Origin of the sequence: Methylicorpusculum sp. (assembly GCF_030651835.1) — a bacterium.
Lineage (GTDB): Bacteria > Pseudomonadota > Gammaproteobacteria > Methylococcales > Methylomonadaceae > Methylicorpusculum.
On record NZ_JAUSBX010000091.1, the window covers coordinates 16647 to 39020 of the forward strand.

22 protein-coding genes are annotated in these 22374 nt (G+C 47.1%); 5 read left to right on the forward strand and 17 right to left on the reverse strand.

Going from position 1 to position 22374, the window contains the following annotated elements; all coding sequences use genetic code 11:
• Nucleotides 1–248: 248 nt before the first annotated feature.
• From Q7V32_RS12245 to Q7V32_RS12295, 11 genes are all read right to left on the reverse strand, one after another.
• Complete coding sequence (locus Q7V32_RS12245) at nucleotides 249–3452, reverse strand: type I restriction endonuclease subunit R (protein ID WP_304897265.1); 3204 nt, start codon at nucleotides 3450–3452, stop codon at nucleotides 249–251.
• Between the two features lie 5 nt (nucleotides 3453–3457).
• Nucleotides 3458–3643, reverse strand: a complete 186-nt coding sequence (locus tag Q7V32_RS12250) for a hypothetical protein (RefSeq protein WP_304897266.1) — start codon at nucleotides 3641–3643, stop codon at nucleotides 3458–3460.
• On the reverse strand, nucleotides 3630–4226 hold the full coding sequence (locus Q7V32_RS12255; protein ID WP_304897267.1) for a zeta toxin family protein: 597 nt from the start codon (nucleotides 4224–4226) through the stop codon (nucleotides 3630–3632). Before Q7V32_RS12255 ends, Q7V32_RS12250 begins: the two co-directional genes overlap by 14 nt.
• The gene (locus tag Q7V32_RS12260; RefSeq protein ID WP_304897268.1) at nucleotides 4223–5353 is read right to left on the reverse strand and encodes a restriction endonuclease subunit S; all 1131 of its coding nucleotides are present in this window, start codon (nucleotides 5351–5353) and stop codon (nucleotides 4223–4225) included. The genes Q7V32_RS12255 and Q7V32_RS12260 overlap by 4 nt, the downstream gene beginning before the upstream one ends.
• On the reverse strand, nucleotides 5350–6957 hold the full coding sequence (locus Q7V32_RS12265) for a class I SAM-dependent DNA methyltransferase (RefSeq protein WP_304897269.1): 1608 nt from the start codon (nucleotides 6955–6957) through the stop codon (nucleotides 5350–5352). The genes Q7V32_RS12260 and Q7V32_RS12265 overlap by 4 nt, the downstream gene beginning before the upstream one ends.
• 21 nt (nucleotides 6958–6978) lie before the next feature.
• Complete coding sequence (locus Q7V32_RS12270) at nucleotides 6979–7359, reverse strand: type I restriction-modification system subunit M N-terminal domain-containing protein (RefSeq protein WP_304897270.1); 381 nt, start codon at nucleotides 7357–7359, stop codon at nucleotides 6979–6981.
• Nucleotides 7360–7548: 189 nt separating this feature from the next.
• Nucleotides 7549–8802 carry a type II toxin-antitoxin system HipA family toxin gene (locus Q7V32_RS12275; RefSeq protein ID WP_304897271.1) on the reverse strand — a complete coding sequence of 418 codons (1254 nt, stop codon included), beginning with the start codon at nucleotides 8800–8802 and terminating at the stop codon, nucleotides 7549–7551.
• A gap of 5 nt (nucleotides 8803–8807) precedes the next feature.
• A complete protein-coding gene (locus tag Q7V32_RS12280; RefSeq protein WP_304897272.1) occupies nucleotides 8808–9128 on the reverse strand; it encodes a helix-turn-helix domain-containing protein in 321 nt (106 codons plus the stop codon).
• A gap of 124 nt (nucleotides 9129–9252) precedes the next feature.
• Nucleotides 9253–9486 (reverse strand): VF530 family protein, encoded by a 234-nt coding sequence (locus tag Q7V32_RS12285; protein ID WP_304897273.1) that lies wholly within the window; start codon nucleotides 9484–9486, stop codon nucleotides 9253–9255.
• Complete coding sequence (locus Q7V32_RS12290; RefSeq protein WP_304897274.1) at nucleotides 9479–9760, reverse strand: RNA-binding protein; 282 nt, start codon at nucleotides 9758–9760, stop codon at nucleotides 9479–9481. The genes Q7V32_RS12285 and Q7V32_RS12290 overlap by 8 nt, the downstream gene beginning before the upstream one ends.
• 592 nt (nucleotides 9761–10352) lie before the next feature.
• The gene (locus tag Q7V32_RS12295) at nucleotides 10353–11042 is read right to left on the reverse strand and encodes a Crp/Fnr family transcriptional regulator (RefSeq protein ID WP_304897275.1); all 690 of its coding nucleotides are present in this window, start codon (nucleotides 11040–11042) and stop codon (nucleotides 10353–10355) included.
• Between the two features lie 245 nt (nucleotides 11043–11287).
• Between Q7V32_RS12295 and Q7V32_RS12300 the strand changes: the two genes are divergently transcribed.
• The 3 genes from Q7V32_RS12300 to Q7V32_RS12310 all read left to right on the forward strand — a co-directional run bounded on the left by Q7V32_RS12300 (nucleotide 11288) and on the right by Q7V32_RS12310 (nucleotide 13994).
• Nucleotides 11288–11605: a hypothetical protein gene (locus Q7V32_RS12300; RefSeq protein ID WP_304897276.1), complete on the forward strand. Its 318-nt coding sequence runs from the start codon at nucleotides 11288–11290 to the stop codon at nucleotides 11603–11605.
• A gap of 275 nt (nucleotides 11606–11880) precedes the next feature.
• Nucleotides 11881–12480 carry a cytochrome c gene (locus Q7V32_RS12305; protein WP_304897277.1) on the forward strand — a complete coding sequence of 200 codons (600 nt, stop codon included), beginning with the start codon at nucleotides 11881–11883 and terminating at the stop codon, nucleotides 12478–12480.
• 2 nt (nucleotides 12481–12482) lie between these two features.
• The gene (locus Q7V32_RS12310; protein WP_304897278.1) at nucleotides 12483–13994 is read left to right on the forward strand and encodes a cbb3-type cytochrome c oxidase subunit I; all 1512 of its coding nucleotides are present in this window, start codon (nucleotides 12483–12485) and stop codon (nucleotides 13992–13994) included.
• 229 nt (nucleotides 13995–14223) lie between these two features.
• Here Q7V32_RS12310 and Q7V32_RS12315 read toward each other — a convergent pair whose 3' ends face one another.
• The 3 genes from Q7V32_RS12315 to Q7V32_RS12325 form a co-directional block, all read right to left on the reverse strand.
• Nucleotides 14224–15021, reverse strand: a complete 798-nt coding sequence (locus Q7V32_RS12315) for a hypothetical protein (RefSeq protein WP_304897279.1) — start codon at nucleotides 15019–15021, stop codon at nucleotides 14224–14226.
• A 201-nt stretch (nucleotides 15022–15222) separates the two neighbouring features.
• Complete coding sequence (locus Q7V32_RS12320; protein ID WP_304897280.1) at nucleotides 15223–15753, reverse strand: DUF4136 domain-containing protein; 531 nt, start codon at nucleotides 15751–15753, stop codon at nucleotides 15223–15225.
• A gap of 204 nt (nucleotides 15754–15957) precedes the next feature.
• Nucleotides 15958–18429, reverse strand: coding sequence for a fatty acid cis/trans isomerase (locus Q7V32_RS12325; protein ID WP_304897281.1), 2472 nt, complete (start codon nucleotides 18427–18429; stop codon nucleotides 15958–15960).
• 479 nt (nucleotides 18430–18908) lie between these two features.
• Here Q7V32_RS12325 and Q7V32_RS12330 point away from each other — a divergent pair, with 479 nt between their 5' ends.
• Nucleotides 18909–19565, forward strand: a complete 657-nt coding sequence (locus Q7V32_RS12330; RefSeq protein WP_304897282.1) for a pyridoxamine 5'-phosphate oxidase family protein — start codon at nucleotides 18909–18911, stop codon at nucleotides 19563–19565.
• 136 nt (nucleotides 19566–19701) lie between these two features.
• On the forward strand, nucleotides 19702–20418 hold the full coding sequence (locus tag Q7V32_RS12335; protein WP_304897283.1) for a YebC/PmpR family DNA-binding transcriptional regulator: 717 nt from the start codon (nucleotides 19702–19704) through the stop codon (nucleotides 20416–20418).
• A gap of 86 nt (nucleotides 20419–20504) precedes the next feature.
• On the opposite strand, the gene Q7V32_RS12340 is transcribed toward Q7V32_RS12335, so the two are convergent.
• The 3 genes from Q7V32_RS12340 to Q7V32_RS12350 form a co-directional block, all read right to left on the reverse strand.
• The gene (locus Q7V32_RS12340; protein ID WP_304897284.1) at nucleotides 20505–21290 is read right to left on the reverse strand and encodes a hypothetical protein; all 786 of its coding nucleotides are present in this window, start codon (nucleotides 21288–21290) and stop codon (nucleotides 20505–20507) included.
• Complete coding sequence (locus Q7V32_RS12345) at nucleotides 21287–22138, reverse strand: DUF2092 domain-containing protein (RefSeq protein ID WP_304897285.1); 852 nt, start codon at nucleotides 22136–22138, stop codon at nucleotides 21287–21289. Before Q7V32_RS12345 ends, Q7V32_RS12340 begins: the two co-directional genes overlap by 4 nt.
• A gap of 44 nt (nucleotides 22139–22182) precedes the next feature.
• Nucleotides 22183–22374: hypothetical protein (locus Q7V32_RS12350; RefSeq protein ID WP_304897286.1), on the reverse strand; the 192-nt coding region annotated here is incomplete at its 5' end.

A 22374-nucleotide genomic window follows, 5' to 3' on the forward strand; every position in this document is an offset into this window, starting at 1 on the left:
AATAATGCAAGCGCCTGTTTTAAATGGGTTTGTGGACATAAAGAAGGTCGATTACGACAAGACAACACCGCACAGAGCGGAGGTATTGTCGTAAAACTTACAAAGAGAATGGGGGCGGATCAGGCCAGTGTTTAAATCCAGGCATCAAGAATGAACATATGTCCGATCAAAAATGGCAACTTTGTTGGATGTGGTGAGGGACGAACCGCATCGTTCGCGATCCATGCGGTTCCTATCGTCACCGCATCCTACGGACTAGCAGAGTAGATGCCGTTCTTATTGGCAATTAACAGATGCTTGAACACCAGCTCTGTCTTTTCCTCAACATCCTCTGGCGCAAAACTCTCCGGCAGCCCCGTTTCCTCATTCCAGAGGTAATCCTTGATTTTGATCTTTATCTCGTCTCGGGTACTTTGCTTGGCGGCGAAGTTTTGTATCCGGCTTAATTCGATTTTTATAGTTTCATAGAGCCCATCGGCCACCTTTTTGATCCGGTCTATCTCCGCTTTGCACAAATCGGGTTTTAATAGCAAATCAAACAGCGCCAAGGCGTCTTCCGACAAACCTTCCTTGACTGCTCGCTGCTCTTCTTCGGACAAGGCATCCACCAGCTTTATCAGGGCTTCGAAGGTCGCTTCGATGGTCACCCGATCTTTTTCACTGTTGTACTCGTCGATAATGGCTTCGTAGTGTTTTTGAAAATCGGTACGGGTTGGATTTTGCATCAGCATTTTGAGCAGCTTCCTCTCGATGAGTTCTTTCAGGCTCTGAACGGTCGTATTTTTCGCAGGAGAGCGCTCGAATTCCTTCCGCAAGCGTTCAAAGTCGATCTGGCTGATGTCGTAAAGCTTGCTCTGCTCTTTAACGCCCTTATTAGGCTCAATGCTTTGCTCGATAAGGGCATGGAGCTCGCGCATGATCTCCGATATATCGGCTTTCTCCACATCCTGCTGAAGGCTTTTATAGATGATGTTGATCGCATCGTATGCGGCGCGGAAACTGTTAACGGCCTTGATCGTCAGGCAGGCCTTAAATTTTTTGAAGACTTCGCGGCAGATGATTTGAAAGCGCTTTCGGGTTTCGTCATTTTGATTGACGATTTCTTTAGCATCCATAATGGCTTTATTACGCTCAAAGCCTCGCAACTCGCTGACGCTTACCAAGCGGAAAGACTGCGTGCTCAAAAATGCGCGCACGGCTTCAATGGTTTCCGCCAAATCAGCCAAAAGTTCTTCCTCCGGTTTTACGGGGTCAACCTCTGGCGGCGGTTGGCCGTCGCCGCCATCAACCCCGCCATGCCCCGCAAACGTCGCCAACGCTTTGCGCAGGTTTTTCAGAATACCGCAGTAATCCACGATCAGACCGTTGTTTTTACCCTCATAAACGCGGTTAGCACGAGCAATGGCCTGCATCAGCGTGTGCGCTTTCAGTGGTTTATCCAGATATAAAGTCGATAAGGTGGGTACGTCAAAACCGGTCAGCCACATGGCACAGACAATGGCAACGCGGAACGGGTGCTCGCCTTTTTTAAAAGCGCTCTCAATATCGATCCTTTTGCCATCCGGCGTTTCAAAGCCTTCTTTGATCAGTTTCCGGTGCGGGGTAATATCCAGCCCCCATTTGCGGAACTTATCGACTTCGCCCTGTTCCTCGCTGACCACCACGGCCATGATGGTTTCGCGCATCCAGTCCAGCTTGCGGGTCATGTCCATGATCGCCTGTTCATCGGCCAATGAGCAAAGCTGTTTTTCCAGTTCGGCAATCTTGACTAGCCACTTGTCATGGATGATCTGCTCCATACGCACACAGGTAACCTTATCGATGCACACCAGCATGGCTTTGCCGTTTTCCCAGCCGGTGCTGTAATGTTCTACAAAGTCTTCGGCCACGTGTTCCAAACGGCTTTGCGCAGTAATCAGATGGTAATCGCGCTTGAGCTCCCGCTCCAGGCGTTCCGCCACGTCCTGATCGTCTATCTCTAGCGCTTCCAGCTTTTCCGCGATACGCTCATTCAGTGAATGGGTCGCAATGCCCAACTTCTCACCCCGAGAGTCGTAATACAGCGGCACGGTGGCCTTATCTTCGACAGCGCGTTGAAAGTCGTAGGTCGAAACGTAATCGCCGAACACGCGGCGGGTGATTTCATCGTCCTTGAATAACGGCGTACCGGTAAAGCCGATATAGCTGGCATTGGGCAGTGCATTGCGCATATTCAGCGACAACCGGCCATACTGGGTACGGTGCGCTTCGTCGGTAATCACAATGATGTCGTCGCGGTCGGAATAAGGCTTGGCGGGGTCAACGTCCTTATTGAATTTCTGCACCAGTGAAAAAACATAGGCTTTATGCTGGTTTAGCAAAGTTTGCAAATGTTCGCCCGACCCGGCCCGACAAGGGTCTTGGTCGTTGTCAACCAGTCCGCATCCTGCAAAGGTGTTGTAGATTTGTTTATCCAAATCCTCGCGGTCGGTACAAATCAGAAAGGTAAAATTGCCGCCTATTTTGCGGTGTATCTTGCGGGTAAAGAAAGCGATGGAATAGGACTTGCCCGATCCTTGGGTATGCCAGAATACGCCCAGCTTTCCTTGTCGTACCTCACGGTTTTTAACGGCTTCGATAGCGCGGTTCACGCCCAGAAACTGGTGGTTTCGGGCCACGATTTTGACCAGTTTCCCCTTGCTTTCATCAAACAGGATGTAGTTTTCAAACAGGTCGAGAAAATCCCGTTTGTTACACACGCCCTTGAGCAAAGTTTCCATATCCACCACACCGGGATCATTTTCGGCCAGACGTTTCCAGTCGTTGAAGTGCTCAAATTTGCTGGAGAGTGAGCCTATTTTGGCATTCACCCCATTGCCCAAGATCACAAAGGCATTGTGGTGGAACAGGTGCGGAACCGTATCTTTGTAATCGGAAAAGTTTTTCTCGTAGGCATGGCGGATGTCTTTGTGAACGGTCTTGCACTCGATAAATAGTAGCGGCAGTCCGTTCACAAAGCCTAGAATGTCAGCTCGGCGGCGGTAAATGTCGCCGCGTACCCAAAGCTCGCGCACGCAAAGAAAATGGTTGTTTTCGGGGGTTTCAAAATCAAAGACCTTTAGCCGTTTTTTCTCCAGTTCGCCCTTGCCATTGCGGTACTGAACCAACACGCCATTTTTGACCCGTTCGTACTGCTCATAGTTGATTTGCAGTGTGTTTTCCGTCACCGGCGCTTCGGTGATTTGCCGTAGTGCGTCCTGATAGGCCGCATTCGGCAAGCCGGGGTTGAGCTTCACTAAGGCCTCGCCCAGATAGCGGGTAAGGATAATGTCCTTATCAGAAAGCCGCCCCAACGTGCCTTCAACGCCGAAGGTTTCTGAGTTAAAGGCATAGACACTGTTCCAACCGAGTTTGGCTTGCAGATAATCGGCGGTAGTAGCCTGAACCAGCGTGTCTTCGTTGAGTGGAGTCATCGGCTTCAGCCTTGTTGCTTAGCGGTATTCTCTTCAATAAGAACAATATCCGGGGCTTCGATACGCTGCACTTTATTACCGCTGTAACGCACGGCATATTGTCCCAGTTTTTGCTTTTTAAGTAGTGCTTCGTTAACCGCTTGCCGCATTGCGGTTAGCGCCTGTTTTGAAAGATCATCATCGAGTTTCATCGTCAGCTTGCTCCAATAACCGTTTATAAGTCAGGGTGTTTTCAATCTTGATTTGCTCACCCCGCTGAGTATAAATCAACTCGGGTTCAGCACTGTTGTCAAAACACAAAGTGATGTCGCACAGCTTTCCATAGTCGCTTTGTAGATTCTTAATACTGCGTGGAAAGCGGCGGCGAATATCCTCTTCGGGAATAGCATGACCACCATGTTCTACACGCTCTTTTACCCGAGCAATCGAAAGTTCAACATCCGGTAGCCATAAATAAAACAACGCCACTTGCCAACCCTTCGCTTGCAAACGTCTGATCAGTCGTAAGTATGATTTGCCTGACAGTGTGGTTTCAAAAGCAAAGGATTCTTGCTTGCCGATATAGTGCTCAATTTCTTTCAGAAACAGGCGTGACGCCGAAATTCGTTCATGCTCCGGTGCTAGAGGCGACAAACCCGCTGCAATGGCATCGGCATTAACGAAGCTTCGGCACCCTAAAACAGAGGGTAGGTAGTGTAAGGCAAAGGTTGTTTTACCCGCGCCGTTGGGCCCCGCAATAATGGCGCACCAAGGCAGCGTGTCGGGCTTGGTCATACGGCAATCTCTCCGCTCATGAGTTTTGGGAGGAGAAGATCGCGCACCTTAATTAATTTTGTGTTTTGTTCAATAAGGTTAATGATCTGATCGACAATATCAGAGGAAAAATTATGGAATTCCTCTTGAAGAGTTTCCGGTGGTACATTTAATTTTAAAGCACCTACTAAATCTCTCTTTAATTCTTTTTGGTTTGTGGACCCTTCGCCCATTCCTTCAAAAATTTGTTCCATTTCTAACAAGGTATAACCGTACCATAAACTAGATATTGATTCGTTTGGTCTTGCTATCGTTACGTGGGTGTCAACTGTGCAATCATCAATATCATTCCAACATTGAGAAACTCTCCCCAAAGTCCCAGTTCCCGTGGAATTGATTAGAACATCACCTTTTCGTACAAGTTTTTCTTTATTAAAGTCTTTTGATTGTTTTCTTGCCAATTCCAAAGAGAGCAAACGGTTTCTAATGCATTTTTGATTAATAACAGTGAACTTTCCTTCTTCATCATAGGAAGGTGTCATACCTCTAGATAAATAAGAACTCATTTCAAAAATTGATTTTCTTGCCCACCCCTCCGGCAGGCCATCAATGATTTTGACATGCTCATGGCCGGGGAAGCGGAAGCGCACAAACCATTCTTTATAGAGCTGTCGCGCCGATTCCTCTAACAATTCAATCCGGCGTTTGTTGTTTTCGATGAGGTCGTCGTATTTATCGAGAACATTAACGATATTTTTTTGTTCTTCTAGTCTAGGATATTTAATCTTCACACCGTAAACAAAATTCCTATTCAAGGACGGTTGGGCCGCCCCGGAATTCAACTGAGCTAAAGGAACAGTACCAAGCAGATATGCTACGAATCTGGGATCGTTACCTTTAAAATCCTTCACATATAAACATGCATTGTGTGGCCAAAAATCTTCAGAAACGAAAGTAACTTTTCCAATTGAGGCTCCACTTCTGCCTAATGTAACCCCAGGGGCTTTTGCTCTGGCTAAATTGTGATAGCCTGTAATTCCTGCTGAACCAACAACTGGAACATTTCCAGACGTCCTCTTTGAGTCAGGTAAATCATGTCCTCGCTGAAGTTCCACCAGATCGCCAATTGTTTTTTCTGCCCAGCTCATATCCCCAACTCCTCGAAATTCTTCTGGATTTGGGCGGCGAGCAAAACGGCCTCTTCATTTAGGCCATTCAGCTCAATATGAATATCGCGTAAAGTTTCTTCAAAATCAAAGTCTTCATCCTCGATTTCTGGCGCAACGCCGACATAACGCCCCGGCGTTAGGCTCCAGTCATTGGCTTTGATTTCCGCACTATCAACCAGCTTCACCAGGCCTTCCACATCACGAAGCTCGGCATTGGGGAAACGCTCTTGCAGCCAGTGGGCCTGTTTAAATAGGTAGCGGACTTGCTTGAGCTGTTCGACGGCTGCTTTGCGCTGTTCTTCGAGGTCTTTGATCAGTTTATTGAGGCCTTTTTCACCGCTGTCCTTGGCTTGTTTTTCAACCAACTTATAGAGCTGATCGATCTTCTTGATTAGATCGCGACTGGTTTCGGCAATAGGCTCTAACGCTTTTGCTGCGGCAAGCAAACCGGCATTATCTTTTGCCGTGCTTTCCCAAGCCTTGCGTTCAATTTCAATCGTGCTTGCAAATGCGGTGATGTCGTTGCCGAGTAGCGCAAACGCTGTGCGGGTTTCTGCATCGACAGCCGCTATTTTGCCCATCAATCCTTCCAGCCCCGCCACAAATTCAGCCATCGGCTGTTGAGAAGCTTGGGCATCGTCCAGCGTGCGTTGCAAATGATTTTCCACCAAAGCCTGAAAACGATCTTGCCGGCCATGATAAAGCCAGACGATGGATGTGAGGTTGGCGAGTTGTTCGGGGGAGAAGTCGTAAATCTTGCGCGTGACCTTGCGATAAACATTACGGGCATCCAGCATCAGCACTTTGTCTTTCAGGTGTGCAGGTTTGCTTTTATCAAAAAACCACAACTCGCAGGGCACGGACCGCGTATAGAAGAAGTTGGAGCGGATGGAGACCATGGCGCTGACATGTCCACTTTCAATCAGCTTGCGCCGGACTTCCGCTTCTTGTCCTCCGGCGCTGGAAGCTTGCGAGGACATGACGAAGCCTGCGCGGCCTTGCGGATTGAGATAGCTGTAGAAATAGGAAATCCAAAGGTAGTTGCCGTTGGATACCGCGCCCTTTTTATTGACGCCGGGCAAGCCAAACGGCAAGCGGGGATCGTTTTTGATTTTCTCCGCATCCACGTCATCGACGTTGAACGGCGGATTGGCCATGACAAAATCGGCTTTTCCGAGAAAATTGTGCGGGTCTTCGTAATAGGTGATGGCTTTCAGGATTCTGCCTTCCAAGCCATGCACGGCCAAGTTCATCTTGGCCAAGCGGATGGTCGTTGGATTTTTCTCCGCGCCGTAGAAGGTGACCACCTCTTGTGCGTTCTTGTGCATGCGTTCGATAAAATGCGCACTTTGCACGAACATGCCGCCGGAACCGCAAGCGGAATCGATGACCGAGCCATGGTCCGGCTCGATAAAGTTGACGATCATCTGCACCAGCGAGACGGGGGTGAAGAATTCACCGCCGTCGTGGGCGCTTTGGTTGGCAAACTGGGTCAGGAAGTATTCGTAGATACGGCCAAAAATATCGCCGGTGGTTTTTTTCAGCGCCGGATCGTTGAAGGTGCGCAGCAGATTGCCAAGCACGTCATTGTCCAGCTCTTGGTATTAGCTTTTGGGCAAGATGCCTTTTAGGGTTTCATAGTCGGCCTCGATGGCTTCCATTGCATCGATAATCGCTTGGGCTCTATCTTCGGCATCAGTCAGATTAACCAGCGTATCGAATTGTGCCTTTTCCTGAAGGAAAATGGCCCCTTTACTGGAAAAGTCTTCTTTGGTGAGCGGTCTGGTAACGCCGCCACGGGAGGGTAAAGTGGCTTCGATGTCCGGTTTGACAGCCAGATAACGGCTGTAAGCATGACGAAGGAAAATCAGTCCCATAACGGGCATGAAATACTCGTTGCTGGCATAGTTGCTATTGGCTCTTAAGTTGTCCGCGCTGCTCCAGAGACGTTTTTCAATTGCTTCAATGTTTTCTAGTTGTGCCATTTGGCATTTACTCCGTTGCCTGTTTCTTTTTATGTTTTATCCTGCATTTACTATCCACAGGCTTCCGCGTCATTTCGGCAGGGATTGCCGTCTTTAGGACCCCATGGATAGCAAATTGTAGGATGTGGTGAGGAACGAACCGCATCGTTCGCGATCGATGCGGTTCCTATCGTCACCACATCCTACGGACTAATCGGTCAGGATTTTAAAATCCTTTTGCAGCGACTGCCAATGGAGTTTAAGTTTTTCCTTGTGAATGGTATCCATAGGTAATTCGTCTAGTGCGTCCGGCCAAAGGCTGCGAGCTTTGGCCTGCGTATCATCAAGATGAGGCTTTATAGCGCGCCAGGGTATGTCTGCTTTTTTCGCCCATGCTTCAAAGTTATCCATTGTGACTTGATACCATTGCTTGGTTTTTCCCAGATTCAAGGCATAGTCTTTTTCACCTTCGATATAAACGCGGGTGGTCACAATATCATAGGCGGGAGCCAATTCAGCGGTAAATCGGTCTTTGTATAGCAAGCTCCAATTTTTGAGGTGGGCATCACCATTCGCCAGCAATATATTGACGAGTAAGCGTCTTGCGAATTGTTGCGCATTGGCCAGACCATTGCCGGTAAATTGATAAATTATTTTACCGATTTGCTCATAACTCGCCGAATTGTATTTCTGATGCGGATATTTGACGAGCACTTGAGCAAAATCTTCCATATGGATACGGCTCGTGTTATCCCGATCAAACCGCTTGATAGCAAAGGCGTACCGCTCTTCGGGCAGGTTAATTTGAGGAAGATTGTCGAGTTTGTCCACCTCGACCAGTTTAATCTCAGGAATATCGACACCGGCCAGCGAGGCGAGCATCATCGCCGTGTATTCGTTGAGTGGAACGTTTTTGTGTTTGGTAGAAGGTGTTTTAATGATCCAGTCACCCAATGCGCCGGTTTTAGATAAAAGAAAGCGGCCGTCATTTTCCTTCATGGAAAATTTGATTTGTACGCCGGCTAACGAAAACCGATTTTCAATTATGGCCCGATTGACCGGTATCACTTGAATATCAGAAGTAAGAATATTGAGAGGCACCTCTTCCGGAGACAGGGGTTCGGCAATCAACGCGCCGGGCAAATCTCTTCCCAAATAAGTAAACAATTGGAATTCGTTGTCGGGGTGTGTTTTCAAACCTTGAGTAATCAGTTCCCTTAGGGCTCCTTCCGGCAGCAGATTCGAAAGAACGGGATGTAACCGCTGGGTTCTCACCCAAGGTGTTGCCAGTATTTTATCGGCATACGGAAAATCAGGTCTGGTGATGAGACTCAATGTCGGTCGGGATGGATCGGCTTTAAACGTTTCATCGAAAATCAGGCAATTTCGACCGTCCTGAGCACCTGTCAGATAACCAATAAGCGTGTCATGCAGCATTAAGCGTAGGACACTGATCTTAACCATCTTGGTTAGTCCTCCTCCCCAAATACACCTTGCCATGGATTATCGGCCAGAACGTTTGTTTCACTTTGAATTTGACTCATTGGATTATGCGGACTTATTTTTCCTTCGAGAAGGGCTTTTACGGCCAGAAGTTTTTCTTGGGGTATCAGCATCAGTTCCATTTTGAGTCCTTTAGCGACAAGCGCCAGGTTATCTAGCCTTGGATTGCCATTGGCTTCAAGACGCTGGTATTGTTGCCTTGGCATGCCCACACGCATGAACATATCTTCTTGTTTGTAGCCCAGCTCCTTGCGTCGCTGCTTAAGTTGATCGTGAATAGAGCTCATTTTTTTAAAAAGATATAAAAACGTTGCTTTTCATTGTTAATGAAACATATTAGTTTCATTTATTTCATAAAGCAACGTAAAAGTTTCTTTTTGGATTTTTGCGCAACAAACGCCACTCTTCAGGTTAACTTTTATCCTGCGTCCAATCGGTGTTAACAAACAGCGACTCCACTTTTTGTCTTGCCCAGGGTGTCTTGCGCAAAAACTTGAGGCTGGAAGCCACGCTTGGATTGCTGGTAAAACAGTTGAGGTTGATTTGGCGGCCCAACTCTTCCCAGCCGTAATGTTCCACCAAGCGGGTAACGATCCTTTCCAGGGTTATGCCGTGCAGTGGATCGGTAATTCCGGATTTAGGCATTTGAGTTGGATTTTGCAGGTTTGCTGTCGTCCTTTTTTGGCTCGGCTTTTTTAACGCGGATCTTGTTACCGGCCACATTTTTGCCGTTAAGAACAAGAACGGCGGCTTTGGCTTCACCTGGATTAGGCATTTCAACATAGCCAAACCCTTTGGACTGATGGGTTTCTTTGTCCATTACCAGCGTACAGGATTGGACTTTACCGTGAGCCTGGAACATGACCAGCAGTTCGGCCTCAGTTGTGGAACGTGCGAGATTGCGGATTAATATTTTCATGTAATCAATTTGTTAGAGTGAAGTTAGGCACTATACAGATTCTCAATCAATCATTCACTTCTAATGGTGTGACCTGCAGGGAAAACGCATTAAAACACTATAGAAAATCAGATAGTTAACATATTCCTTTTTCCGGATTAACTATAAGATTTGGTTTATTTGAAACCTAAAAAAGGCTTTGTGTCGCTATCGCGATGCTTAAGTGGAGTCGGTTCGCGGACCGACAACCGCGATACTTTTCTTTGCTTGTCCAAAGAAAAGTATCCAAAAGAAAAGACACCCGGAGGCCGCTGCATCCTGCGCGCTGACGATTTTACCGAGGGTTTTCGGATGGGCTATCCCTAGCCCTCCGAAAACGAGCGGCATCCCTGCCGCTCCCCTAGCGGGCAATACTCGGCAAAATCGCCAGTGCTCGGCGCGGCCTAACGGGACCCAGGATGGACGCCATAAGTTGAACCAAATTGACAATGCGTTCTAAGCAACCAGATAACATATTTATATTTTTATTATTTTAATGCGTTTACCCTGGTGTGACCTGAATCTATTCATAAAGCAGCTTACTGATTTTATGAAAGACCCGCTGGGAAATAGCCTATTCGTTGAGCGTGATGATCTTGCGTAAGCCTTGATGATCGAGCACCTCTACCGTTTTACCGTTGACGCTGATCAGTTGCTGCCTGATCAACTGCTGGAGAATGCGTGAAAATGTTTCGGGTCTTACGGACAGCCGTGACGCCAGCACCTGCTTGGGCGTGTCCCATTCGAGGCTATAGTGATCCGGCTGGCCGGGTGGTGCTGATTGTAACAAAAAATGAATCACGCGGACGCTGGCGTTTTGTAAGGTCAACTGATCAATTTCCTTGATGGCATTGTGCAAGCGCCGGCTCATATCACCGAGCATGTGTAAACAAAGTTCATTGGATTCCTGTAAAAATCCCAGAAACACGCTCATGTCTATCATCCATAATTGACTGTCGCGCACCGATTTTGCGCTGACCGGGAATTGATTATGTTTAAAAAACATAACCGCTTCTGCAAACGTTTGACCCGCTTGGATAAGGTCGATGACTTTTTCTTCACCTGAAGGTGATAAGCGATACAGCTGAACCAATCCCTGCTGCAACAAAAAAAAATGACTCGCAACATCGCCGCAATGAAATAAATGTTCACCTTCGTTCACTTCAATCAGACGAGCCGTCTCCCGGATTTGTTCAAATTGTTCATCATTCAATCCGGTAAATAGAAAATTAAGCCGTAAATCATTCAGACCTTGTTCATTCATTTGAAACTCACTTGATTTAGATCAAGGACAATGTAACCGCAGGGCAGTTATTCTGACAATTAAAAAAATGGTCGGAATTAATCAGCGTCATAGTTAAGTGATTCAGAATTCCAGTACGTATCAGTACTGATGTTTTTTTTCAGGTTGATTTTCTATACTCAACCGGACGGTGCGAAACCATTTCTACCCGCAAAAAATCGTATCCAATACCTAACCATGGCTCAGGCCGGGAGATTCAGTTAGTGATGCTCGAACCTGTTGCCCTTAAAGATTTTTTTATTACTTTTTTTTCATCGGCCCTGGTCATTCTGGCGGGAGCGAGTTATGCCCTGCTCTATGCCTGGTCGCATCTTTCCGGAAACAGAACCTACCGGCTCTTGGCCTATTTTGCTTATGCCGTATTAGTGATTGCTGTCGTAGTCTTAAGTCGAGCGGCCAATTTTTCAGGGTATTGGCTGCTGATTTCTGTAGCGATGGTCGTAGGTTATTTCTTTGCTCCGATCGGCATTTGGCATCTTTGTATCAAAACGCATCAATCTGAACACGCACCGGCCGATCAATGACCTTGCGCCGGATAGTAGAGCGTAACCCAACACTAAAAATTAAAAGCATATTAGTAACTGCCTTAATCCAGCAATTCTCAATTTGAAGGAAAAAAGGGTTGGGAGAAGCTTTTCGAGGATGTTGGCAGCAAGGATGCTGCCGTCAAGCCCCCAAGGAAGGGTTTACGGCGTTCCTCGAAAGGCTTTTCCCAACCAAGTGACACTGAAAATATCAAACTGGGAATTGCTGGCCTTGATCACTTCACCATCAACCTAACCCCACAGGAGAACATCCGATGACTGAAACCCCACCCCTTTGGGCCTCAGAGTCATTCTGGAAAAAAACGGCCATCTGGGTCACTGCAGGATCATTTCTGATCCTGGTTGTTTTGACCTTCGATTCTTTAAGTCAAACTACGGCAGGCAGCAAGCGCGTGCCTGGTTATGCGGTAATCAATAAAAAAATTGATTACCGCTTTGATAAATCGGTTAACAAATTTATGCCGGTCATCGGCGAGGATGAGCCGCTCTTCGGTCAAGCCTTATCTGAAGAGGATGCCAAAGGCTTGGTCGATTTGGGCAAAAAAACCGTGCAATCCAAAAACTGCATGAACTGCCACACCTTGCTGGGTAACGGTGCTTATTATGCTCCCGACCTGACCAAAGCCTGGCTGGATCAGGGCTGGGTATCTCCGGAGCTTCGCGAGGACCTGATGATCAAGTTTCTGATGGATCCCGAAAAAAATGCCCGCACCTTCGGCAGCAACCGGAAAATGCCTAATCTTAAAATTACCGAACCAGAAGCAAAAGGCATTGTGGCCTTTTTAAAGTGGATGTCCAGCATCGACACCAACGGCTTTCCCTATAACTTTAAAACCATTGAAGCAGAGGAGTGATCATGAGTACAGGAGGATTAACAGCGGTCATTCAAAATGCATCGGGCTGCCTGGATAAAGCGCGCAACCAATGGCAGAAATTTAACACCTGGCTGGAATTGGACAGCTCTCATTTAAGCCCGGGCAGGCAGCTATCGGTCAAATATTTTACCGTGGCCGTCATCCTGTTTTTTGCGCAAATCCTGTTTGGATTACTGGCGGCAACACAATTTCTTGCACCTGGATTTTTGTACGAGATATTGGATTTCAGTGTCAACCGGATGGTGCATATCAATGCCATGGTGGTATGGATGCTCTATGGTTTTATAGGCTGCGTCTATTGGTTGCTGGAAGAAGAAAGCGGCACCGAGATCGTCGGATTAAAACTGGGCAATATCGCGTTTTGGGTACTCACCGCGGCTGTCACTGTGGTGGTTCTGGTTTATTTACTGGTACAGATTGGCCCCGGCAAAGATTCCAGTCTCTGGTTGATCAACGAAGGCCGCGAGTATATTGAAGCGCCACGCTGGGCCGATATCGGCATCGTCGTCGTTATTTTGATCTTTTTCTATAACGTGGTGGCAACCTTCAGTAAAGGTAAATGGTCCGGCATCGCCGGTGTATTGACTCTGGACTTGGTTGCGCTGGCCGGCCTTTATGTCGCAGGCATGTTTTATATGACCAATATTACCCATGACCAATACTGGTGGTGGTGGGTCATTCACTTATGGGTAGAAGCAACCTGGGAAGTGCTGGTTGGCGTCATAATGGCCTGGTCGTTGATGAAGCTGTTGGGCGTGAAGCGCAAGATCGTCGAGATATGGCTTTATATTGAAGTCGCATTGATGTTCGGCTCCGGCATTTTGGGATTGGGACATCATTATTTCTGGATAGGCACACCGGAATACTGGCTGACCATAGGCGGATTTTTCTCCGCACTGGAACCGATTCCTCTGGTCGCAATGGTCGTCCATGCGCTTTATGACGCCGGTACACATTCGTTTAAAAACAGTAATCATCCTGCGGTTGCCTGGATCATAGCTCAAGCCTTCGGTAATTTTTTCGGTGCCGGCGTCTGGGGTTTCATGCATACCCTGCCGCAAATCAATTTGTATACGCATGGAACGCAATGGTCTGCATCTCACGGCCACCTGGCATTTTTCGGCGCGTATGCGACGATAAATATTGCCTTTTTCTATCTGGCAATACAGCATTGGCGGGGAAATGTCTGGATGGGCGGCGGCATGGCCAATAACTGGCGCTGGAAATGGGCGTTAGGCTTGTTAAACGCCGGCGTGCTGGGCATGACGATCGCGTTGTTGATTGCCGGCTATGAACAATCATTTATCGAGCGCGCAGTAGGCGGTTCCACATGGGGTGGTTACTTCGATGCCCAAAATCACCCTGCGTTTGTAAGCGCGATGGCATGGCGGTTATTTTTCGGACTGGTCACAGCAGCAGGCTTTGTATTGCTGGTTTGGGATTTGATGACGATCGGAAAAACTGAAACACGGAAAGCCCAAGTTATCGAGTAATAGAACAGCACACCCCTCCTATTTTTATTGGGTGTAGGTGGTTGATTGAAATGGCTTCTGCTACAAGGATGTTCCAGTGTGTTAAAGGTACGACTTCACGCGTCCTTTTTAATCAACCACCTACAACCTCAATTGACAGCGAGCGAGCGGTTACGCGTTTTTAATAAATCCCCCTTGATCCCCCTTTTCCAAAGGGGGAGGTTATTATCCCAACCCAAACCGTGCCTTATTAATTGCCATGCCGGTCTCTGCCGAATTTCAATATCAGCGGCGTACCTTGATTATGAATGGTCATTTGTTTACGCGACTCTTTTTCGACGCGGATACTCTTAACCGGTTCAGCGGTTTTAGGTAACGGCTCCTCTACTACCTCTTCCGCTGTTTCAACTTCAATCAGCACATCGGGTGCCCAGCCCGGTTTAATGGTTTGCTTGCTTTGCTCGTCCGGTGTGGTCACGTTGATCTCGTTAATATTGAGTTCTTTGAGCTGATTAAGACAAGTGGTACTGACCCAGTCAATCAATTTGTCTGATGTCATGCTCAGCTCAGTGCCGCTCCAACCCGATGCTGCGCTGAATTCCATCGTATAGGTATCAAGTACTTCACCATTGCCGATGGCAATTAAAGAGCAGCTTACCGGTACGATCTTGGCTTTTTGAAAGTCCAAAGCTCGAGGATCTGAATTTCCGGATGAGAAAGAAAAACCGGTTGGTGTAGAGCTTTTTTTGATTTCACCGACACTACCTTCCAACCGGTGAGTCGTCTGTGAACCGGAAATCTCCGTTACCTGATAACCCCAGCTTGATAAATTGGCAGAGACTTGTGCAGCGATGGCTTGATTATCACTCTCAGAAATATCCTCAGTGACGGAATTGCGTTGCAAAGTAAAGACCATACCCTTGACTGAAGCCGCATCTACCGTGACCGGTTTGCTTGAAGAAAATCCCGTACAACTGATCGTCAATGCCGCAATAACCGTACTTAAAAAACCGGCTTTGACAATTTGAACGTGGAATGAAGAAATCATGAAGTTAACCTCTTAAACAGTAAAGTCTACTTTACGCTGACGCCGGATTTATCCCTATACGTCATTTAACGCATTGTCCAAAACGTTGTTTACAGGTAAAGAATCGGCCTGGACAAAGTAATTTGTCGTGACCAATGGAATGTACAAAGAGACGACCGATTACTCATCGGTCATCCCTTGGCATTTCAAACCGGGCAGTTCTTAATCTTTCGGTAGTTTTTTGAACATTTCAGTGACGGCATAATCCAGGCGTTTACGAAGTGTCTCTTCGCTTGGATTTTCGGTCAGATCACTGCTTGCCTCGCCCACCCAAATCGCGTATTCGGTTTTTGCGTCAATCAAGGCAACCATCAGTGACGCACCAGGGACTTTTTTAAGAATATCCTTTTTGGTTTTCGGATCGGTTTTCAACTTCATCGCTTCCATATCAACGCCCATAAAAAATATGACCGCTAAATCAGGGTTTTCAGCGTGATTAACCAGACCACGTTTACGCAATTCACGATCAATCAGGAATTTTATATCTTCAGCGACATTCATTTTCGGCGGTTGCCATTTATTCTCCGGATCGTCTAATACGGCGACATCACCGATCCAGGCATAACTCTTATAGCCACTGAATTTTACCGTTTCGTCGGCTTCAGCACTGACGTTGATTCCTGACGTGACGGATGTGCATCCAGACAGAAGCAGAAGAAAAGCAAACATTGCGAAAAGAGAGATTTTTTTCATTATTATTTTCCAAATTAATAGGTGAGTTTTGAAAGGTTTACAGTCTTTCAAAATTCAAGTGATGAGAATATGTATTACCAGAAAAACTAAAACAATCATCCATTATTAAATCACAGCGTAAAAATCGATATTTAACGATTAGGCTGATATTGCTGAGCGTCACGGCGTCCTTGTTCGTAAGCTCTTTGTTCAGACTCATTTAAATTACAAATTATGATAGCGATTCATATCCAGAAGACCGGCTTCCAAACCTCTGTCATTGCGATGTTTCAGGTTAAACCAGTCTGAATAGTGCCAGATACCAGGGTTGGTTCTACGAATTCCAAAGTCACTGAAAAATTGCTCTCGCCCCGTTTCGGTTTTGGTAGTGCGTGTCATCTGAACAAATTCGCCAAGCTGATTTTTATCGACACTAAAGAAAAAATTGGGATAGCTGCCGATAAAACCGGGAACCACCGTTAATGTGTCGTATTCCGGTACACGGCGGGAATCCTGAAAGAGAATCCTTGATAAGCTGCTATAGGCTCTGTTGACAATCAGCGTATACACCAGATCCCCTTGCGGATCGCCCGTTTTTACCCGCAGCAAAGACATTTCCGGCAAAGCACTTAGCTCAAGACCTTTCAATTTTGCCAAATTACGCATTTGGCTATCGACGTCACGTTGAACCTCATTAACACCCATCCTGACGCACTCGGTTTGTTCGCATCGGTTGATAGTATCAGCTAAACCGGCAGCTTTACCCAATCGCATCCGGACCTGATCAAAAAACTCTTTCTTGTAATCGGTGGTTTGGTATTTGACTGCGGTCTCATGGTCAATATTGAACAAAGGATCAGCGGTCAGAATCCCTTTTGAACCCATATACCAGCTGTCATAAATGACCTGCCTTTGCATGGCCGGCATAAACCGCAAAAAATTATCTTCGGCATCCTGACGCACGATATCCATATAAGTTCTGCTGGCTAACTGATGACCCGCCGTACCGTAAACATTATAACCAGCCACCAATAAGTAATGCAGTCGTTCAAGAATCGGGTAATCGACCACCCATCCGGTATGCGGCGTATCGCCAACAAGGCCTTTAGTGACAGTTGCGCTGTCGAAATGCCTGAACACGGTAAGCGCCGCATTCGTATTATGACCGTCACCGTCCCATATGTTATTTAAACCAAAACCCTGGCTGCCAGGAAGGACATGATCATAAAATTCATTTTTTTTATACAGATATTGCTTGCCGAATTCATCGTATTTGCTCCATCCGAACAAGCCAATCGCATCCAATTCTTCCCCTGGCAAGCCCAGTATCTGATTGTTTTCAGCTAATGCCTTACTGACTTTTTCCAGATCCATCACTCCCGGCTGGTTGAAAACAACCCAAAAGTGATCACGGATACTGCCTGTTGCCGCTTCACCCCGGCACACAGGCCCTTTGATGAAACCCGACACGAAATAATAAGCATCATCCAGCAGGAATTGATAGCGTGCTGTCAAGGGTATCTGCTGGAATGCTCTAAACGGGTTTGCCGCTATTTCCGGTTTATAGTCCGGTAAATCCGTGACTTGAAAATCCGCATTGAAAAATAGCGTATTGTAACGCCCCATCTTGTCATTGCTTAACTCATAGACAAAATGGTTTTTGTCTACAATCGTCTCAGTCACAAGCCTTAATCGATAGTAAAAAGGATCCGGTCCCGGATTGTCATAAGGCCTGATAGTATTGATTTCCTCAATAGCTTGCCCTGGAGGCGTTTTAGACCGCACCCATTGGAAAAACTCATTATCAGGATGACCTTTAAAATGAATGTGCCCAATAAACAGGTGTTCATACAGGTAACGAAAAACAAGTTTCTGTTTCAGACTGGAGCCGTTGAAATAATTTTCCCATTTTTTTACGGCATTAATCGCCTGATTTGACAAGGGTGCCGCGGGTTCCACTTTTGCCCCTTGCTCTAACCACCGCAAAATGATGTTCTCCTCTTTCAGAGACAGACCGGGCATGGCATAAGGCATCCCCCAATTTGGATGTTGATGCTGGTATTGAGTAAACTCATCCATGGCAGGGCATTCCAGTGAATGATCAAAACCCAGATCATAGTCATTGCTCAGTTTTCCTGCTACTGGCTGGGGATTGAGACGCTTTAATTGAATTAACTTAGCCAGAACGGAATTGTCCAGATTGGCTTCTTCTGAATCATTGCGCTCATTTAATACCGGGTGAAAACCTTTTTTCCTCCAGGCAACTGTATCTGTCGCATCGACAAATAAACGAGTTGGATCAGCCGCCTTAAGTCTGGCAAAATCGTAAACAACTTGTTTGCTTGCGCCTCTGTCTATGCCGTCTATTGACCCCAGCTTTAACTGACATGGCGCATCGTAACAGCCGTGACAAACGACGCAACGGGAATCGAGTATAGGTTTGACGTCTTTGGAAAAAGAGACACTCGAAGCAAGCCGCTCATTTTGGGTAACCAGTCTTGATTTGGGCGCTGAAGGCCCATATAAAGCCGCATAATCGGTGGACTGATAGAGAATCGATGCGCAACCGGCGATAATAAAGAATACAAGCGGAACCAAATACTTCATCATTTTAAATAAGCCCAGTTTAAAGTATGGAAAATTACTGGTCTGATCAGTCAATTGATTCCAATTGGCGCTCATTATCTGGTCTGTCATCGAATTAATCAACAAACGCAGATGCCCGGATAGATCAGGCTTCCCGTAATTATAGCCAACGCACTTGCAAGCAATTCTTTTGCGGTCATCAAATGATAGAAATTAAACTTTGGTAGTAACTACTCGCCCGCTTGAAATAGAAGGTGTAGGTGATTGATTGAAAAGGCTTCTGCAACAGGGATGTTGCAGAGAGCTACAAGGATGTATTCATGCGTCCTTTTAAATTAATCACCTACACCCAATAAAATAGGAAGGGGTGAGCAGATACCTTTGGTATTGTTGCCTTGCGCATTCGAAAATGCTGCTGCTTTAGGGCGCGTGAAAATGTCTGTCTGGTGGAGCGGGCTAATTTGTTCAACAATTTAGAGCCCTGCAAGCCCTCTAAAGGATCAGACGGCATGACTTCAATTACATTAAAATGAAATAAACCGCATCAAGCGATGTAAATGATTTTTTCGAACCGACAGGAGTATCAAAGCATGAATGACTTTTTCAGCCCGCAGCAACGCCAAATGCAGGACGAGCACGACACACGCAAATTGGCGGACAGGCTGCAACAGGTCATCGTTGAACAGCAGGTCAATGAGCAGCATCAACCCTTTATTGAAAGCCGGGATTTTTTCTTTCTTACCACGATTGATCATAGAGGCTACCCCACCTGTTCTTATAAGGGCGGCAATCCAGGTCTGGTTAAAGTGGTCAATCCCGGTGAACTGGCCTTTCCCAGCTACGATGGCAATGGCATGTTTCTTTCAATGGGTAATATTCAGGGCAATGCCAAAATCGGCATGCTGTTCATCGATTTTGAAACACCGCACCGTATCCGCGTTCATGGGGATGCCTCCACGCATTTAAACGATCCTCTGTTAGCGGAATATCCAGGTGCAGAATTGATTGTCCGGGTAAAAATAAGCGAACTCTTCATCAACTGTCCGCGTTACATCCATAAAATGAGCCGCATCGCTTCGTCAAGCTATGTCCCGAAGGAGAATAAGGAAACGCCCCTGCCCCAGTGGAAACGTATCGATATATTACAAGATGCCTTACCGGCTTGTGACCGGCACATTGCTGAGCGTTTGGGCGGTGTGATGACTATCGAAGAATACAGCGAGATGGTCGTCAAAAGCGATGCTTGAATTTTTAGGGGCGGAATAAATAACCGACGCCAGGTGTGGCGCTTATTTCATTCCAGTTTCTTAAAAGTTTCACTCTACAAAAAGTTATCTGTAAAATCCACCGCTTTATTATTGTTGTCAAAGGAGCAACAGCCAAATGGGTAGAGCCTATCAAAACCGAAAAGATTCCATGGCTAAAACGTCTGATGCCAAGGCGAAGGTCTACAGCAAATATGGCCGTGAAATCTATGTGTGCGCTAAATCAGGGGGTATAGACCCGCTCGGTAATTTAGCATTACGAGGACTGATTGAGCGGGCCAAGAAAGATCAAGTGCCTACTCACGTTATTGAAAAAGCCATAGACAAGGCAAAAGGAGGTGGCGGCGAAGATTTCGCGCCGGCGCGCTATGAAGGTTTTGGCCCGGGCGGTTGTAAGGTGATTGTGGATTGTCTGACTGACAATCCTAACCGGACGTTTGGGGATGTCCGCCAATGTTTCACCAAAACAAAATGTAAAATCGGCACCCAGGGCACCGTCAGCCATATGTTTGACCATGCTGCTATTCTGGCCTTTAAACAGGATGACGATGAAAGTGTTCTTGAAGCATTGCTGGCCGCCGATGTCGATGTTATTGATATCGAAACGGATGCGGGGAAGATCACTGTTTTTACCCCCCAGGCTGACTACTTTAAAGCCAAGCAAGCCTTAACAGATGCCTTGGGCGAGATTGATTATGATGTGGACGAAATTCAATTTTTGCCAAAAGGGACAACGCCTCTTACGGGCGATGATGTGGCAATGTTTGAAAAGTTTTTAGATATGTTGAATGAATTGGATGATGTGCAAAATGTTTTTCATGATGCCGAATTTTGACGTAGAAAGTCTTTTTCATTTATAGCATCCAGATCCCGACATTGGCTCTCGGGATCTGGCGCCAATGACCTACACGAACAAAGCCGTTAATAAGGCGGTGCAACAGGCATATAGATCACACCATTAGTGCCATAGGCCTGGGTATACCACGATGACCCGCATTGATAATAAGTAACGCCTTCCACTACCGTAGTATTGGGTGTACAAGGCAGCCCTGCATTCCCTGATGGTGCAGGCGCAGGATAAACCACTGTCGTTGTCGGCGCAGGTGCCGCAGTTTGGGTCGTATTGGATTGGCCGGAAGCGTAACCCGCCATCGCACCAATGGCAGCCGCGCCAATCGCCACAGCAGCAACTTCGCCATCGTCCCAGTTATCATCATCATGGTAATCGGAGGAGTAGCCGCCATGATAGGACTGCGCAGTCTGTTGACGCTCTTGGGCTCTAGCTGTAGCCCCCTGCTGACGTGTCTCTACATTTTCATTCGAATATTGCTGCCGCTGGTCTTGATTCTGGGACATGGAATCCTGTCTCTGAGCCTGATTTCCCGACGAAGTCGTCTGCCGGCTTTGTTGCGTCGTGGCCCGGTTTGTAGAGGCGGTAGAATAAGCCTGAGATCGATCGGCGGAAACCGATTCAGCGGCTTGCGTCCGGCTGGAAGTCCTGGAGGCAGAAGCTGCAGAAGCACCGGTGCTCATGGAGCTGCGTGCGGCTCCGGAAGAAAAACTGCCGCTAGCCGCCGCGCCACCGCGAGAAAAGCCGCCACCTCCTCCACCGCCCCCTAATCCGCGGGCAGCCGCTTGATCAGCACCGGTCAGAATCACAACCGTCGTTGTTATAGCCATGACAATCGGTATGAGTTTTGTGTTCATTGTTTACCTCCTGAATGAGCTGGGTTTTCAGCTGGTCCGAGGGGTAATTGCGCGACAAAGGAAATTTTTCGGGCTCCCTCGGGTGGTGTAAATGTAAACTGCTTATCACTGATTTGAGGCGTCAGATTCCAATCAGAAAATTGTGCCCTGAACTGAGGCTGGCCCTCTGCATTTTTATAGGTCAACACGATGCGGATGGGTAACGGCTGCGCGCCCTCTGCAATCCACACCTGATAATCAACGGTTTCGGTGCGTCCCGCCAGATGATGCGTGGGCACCCCGTGAATTGAAGTCTTCTCCACATAGTCAAGCGCTTGGGTGCGGTTGTCTATTTCAGCCGGAAAACGGCTAGTCAAGAGCATGGCTAGCGGCAAACGCATATGCAGGTCCTTGAGAAAATACATAACGGCTTCGTCGATACCGCCGGGTTTGGTCGTCTGCGCATAAACGTTTTGTGAGGGATTGAACACGGTAATGTCCTTGCCATCATAAACAACGGTATGTTTTTCGCCGCTGCTTTCTTCGAGCTCAACTCGTAATCCGTTAGGTCTGCTCAAGGTGATTTTACGGCTCTCGCCAAACTCGATCTTTTGACCTGAGTCCTGAACGACATCAAAATTATCGGTTAAATTAACGCTGAATTGGGGGGTCCTGGCCAGATACTCAGCCATGCGCGTGAGAATTTCCTTCGCTACCGGAGGCTGTACTTCAGCCGTTTTAGCTGAAGGCAAGGCATCCGCCAGCGTTTCGTGGCGCATCACTTCCTGGTTCTCGGCACAACTGATTGTGGTACTCAAAACCGCCGCATAAATGGCAGTCCTGAGTAGCGATTGTTTATTGGTTTTCATCGTTCACCTCCTACGGGTGATGGAATATTCAGGTTACTTCTAGGTTAAAAATCGCTGTCAGTCCTCGCGGGGATCATCAGCATGCCTATCCCGTTAATTACTCCCTTTATACTCAAAAAATGGTTAACTTTATGAAGGTATGGGGTGTGGCTAGCGAGGATGTCGGCAGCAGGGATTGCTGCCGTCAAGCCCCCATGGAGGGGTTCACGGCGGTCCTCGATAGACACATCCCATAC

What these genes read in the sequence shown, in the direction of transcription:
- Q7V32_RS12245 (WP_304897265.1), bottom strand. Translation starts at nt 3,452, where the DNA reads ATGACTCCACTCAACGAAGACACGCTGGTTCAGGCTACTACCGCCGAT.
- Q7V32_RS12250 (WP_304897266.1), bottom strand. Translation starts at nt 3,643, where the DNA reads ATGAAACTCGATGATGATCTTTCAAAACAGGCGCTAACCGCAATGCGG.
- Q7V32_RS12255 (WP_304897267.1), bottom strand. Translation starts at nt 4,226, where the DNA reads ATGACCAAGCCCGACACGCTGCCTTGGTGCGCCATTATTGCGGGGCCC.
- Q7V32_RS12260 (WP_304897268.1), bottom strand. Translation starts at nt 5,353, where the DNA reads ATGAGCTGGGCAGAAAAAACAATTGGCGATCTGGTGGAACTTCAGCGA.
- Q7V32_RS12270 (WP_304897270.1), bottom strand. Translation starts at nt 7,359, where the DNA reads ATGGCACAACTAGAAAACATTGAAGCAATTGAAAAACGTCTCTGGAGC.
- Q7V32_RS12275 (WP_304897271.1), bottom strand. Translation starts at nt 8,802, where the DNA reads ATGGTTAAGATCAGTGTCCTACGCTTAATGCTGCATGACACGCTTATT.
- Q7V32_RS12280 (WP_304897272.1), bottom strand. Translation starts at nt 9,128, where the DNA reads ATGAGCTCTATTCACGATCAACTTAAGCAGCGACGCAAGGAGCTGGGC.
- Q7V32_RS12285 (WP_304897273.1), bottom strand. Translation starts at nt 9,486, where the DNA reads ATGCCTAAATCCGGAATTACCGATCCACTGCACGGCATAACCCTGGAA.
- Q7V32_RS12290 (WP_304897274.1), bottom strand. Translation starts at nt 9,760, where the DNA reads ATGAAAATATTAATCCGCAATCTCGCACGTTCCACAACTGAGGCCGAA.
- Q7V32_RS12295 (WP_304897275.1), bottom strand. Translation starts at nt 11,042, where the DNA reads ATGAATGAACAAGGTCTGAATGATTTACGGCTTAATTTTCTATTTACC.
- Q7V32_RS12300 (WP_304897276.1), top strand. Translation starts at nt 11,288, where the DNA reads ATGCTCGAACCTGTTGCCCTTAAAGATTTTTTTATTACTTTTTTTTCA.
- Q7V32_RS12305 (WP_304897277.1), top strand. Translation starts at nt 11,881, where the DNA reads ATGACTGAAACCCCACCCCTTTGGGCCTCAGAGTCATTCTGGAAAAAA.
- Q7V32_RS12310 (WP_304897278.1), top strand. Translation starts at nt 12,483, where the DNA reads ATGAGTACAGGAGGATTAACAGCGGTCATTCAAAATGCATCGGGCTGC.
- Q7V32_RS12315 (WP_304897279.1), bottom strand. Translation starts at nt 15,021, where the DNA reads ATGATTTCTTCATTCCACGTTCAAATTGTCAAAGCCGGTTTTTTAAGT.
- Q7V32_RS12320 (WP_304897280.1), bottom strand. Translation starts at nt 15,753, where the DNA reads ATGAAAAAAATCTCTCTTTTCGCAATGTTTGCTTTTCTTCTGCTTCTG.
- Q7V32_RS12325 (WP_304897281.1), bottom strand. Translation starts at nt 18,429, where the DNA reads ATGACAGACCAGATAATGAGCGCCAATTGGAATCAATTGACTGATCAG.
- Q7V32_RS12330 (WP_304897282.1), top strand. Translation starts at nt 18,909, where the DNA reads ATGAATGACTTTTTCAGCCCGCAGCAACGCCAAATGCAGGACGAGCAC.
- Q7V32_RS12335 (WP_304897283.1), top strand. Translation starts at nt 19,702, where the DNA reads ATGGGTAGAGCCTATCAAAACCGAAAAGATTCCATGGCTAAAACGTCT.
- Q7V32_RS12340 (WP_304897284.1), bottom strand. Translation starts at nt 21,290, where the DNA reads ATGAACACAAAACTCATACCGATTGTCATGGCTATAACAACGACGGTT.
- Q7V32_RS12345 (WP_304897285.1), bottom strand. Translation starts at nt 22,138, where the DNA reads ATGAAAACCAATAAACAATCGCTACTCAGGACTGCCATTTATGCGGCG.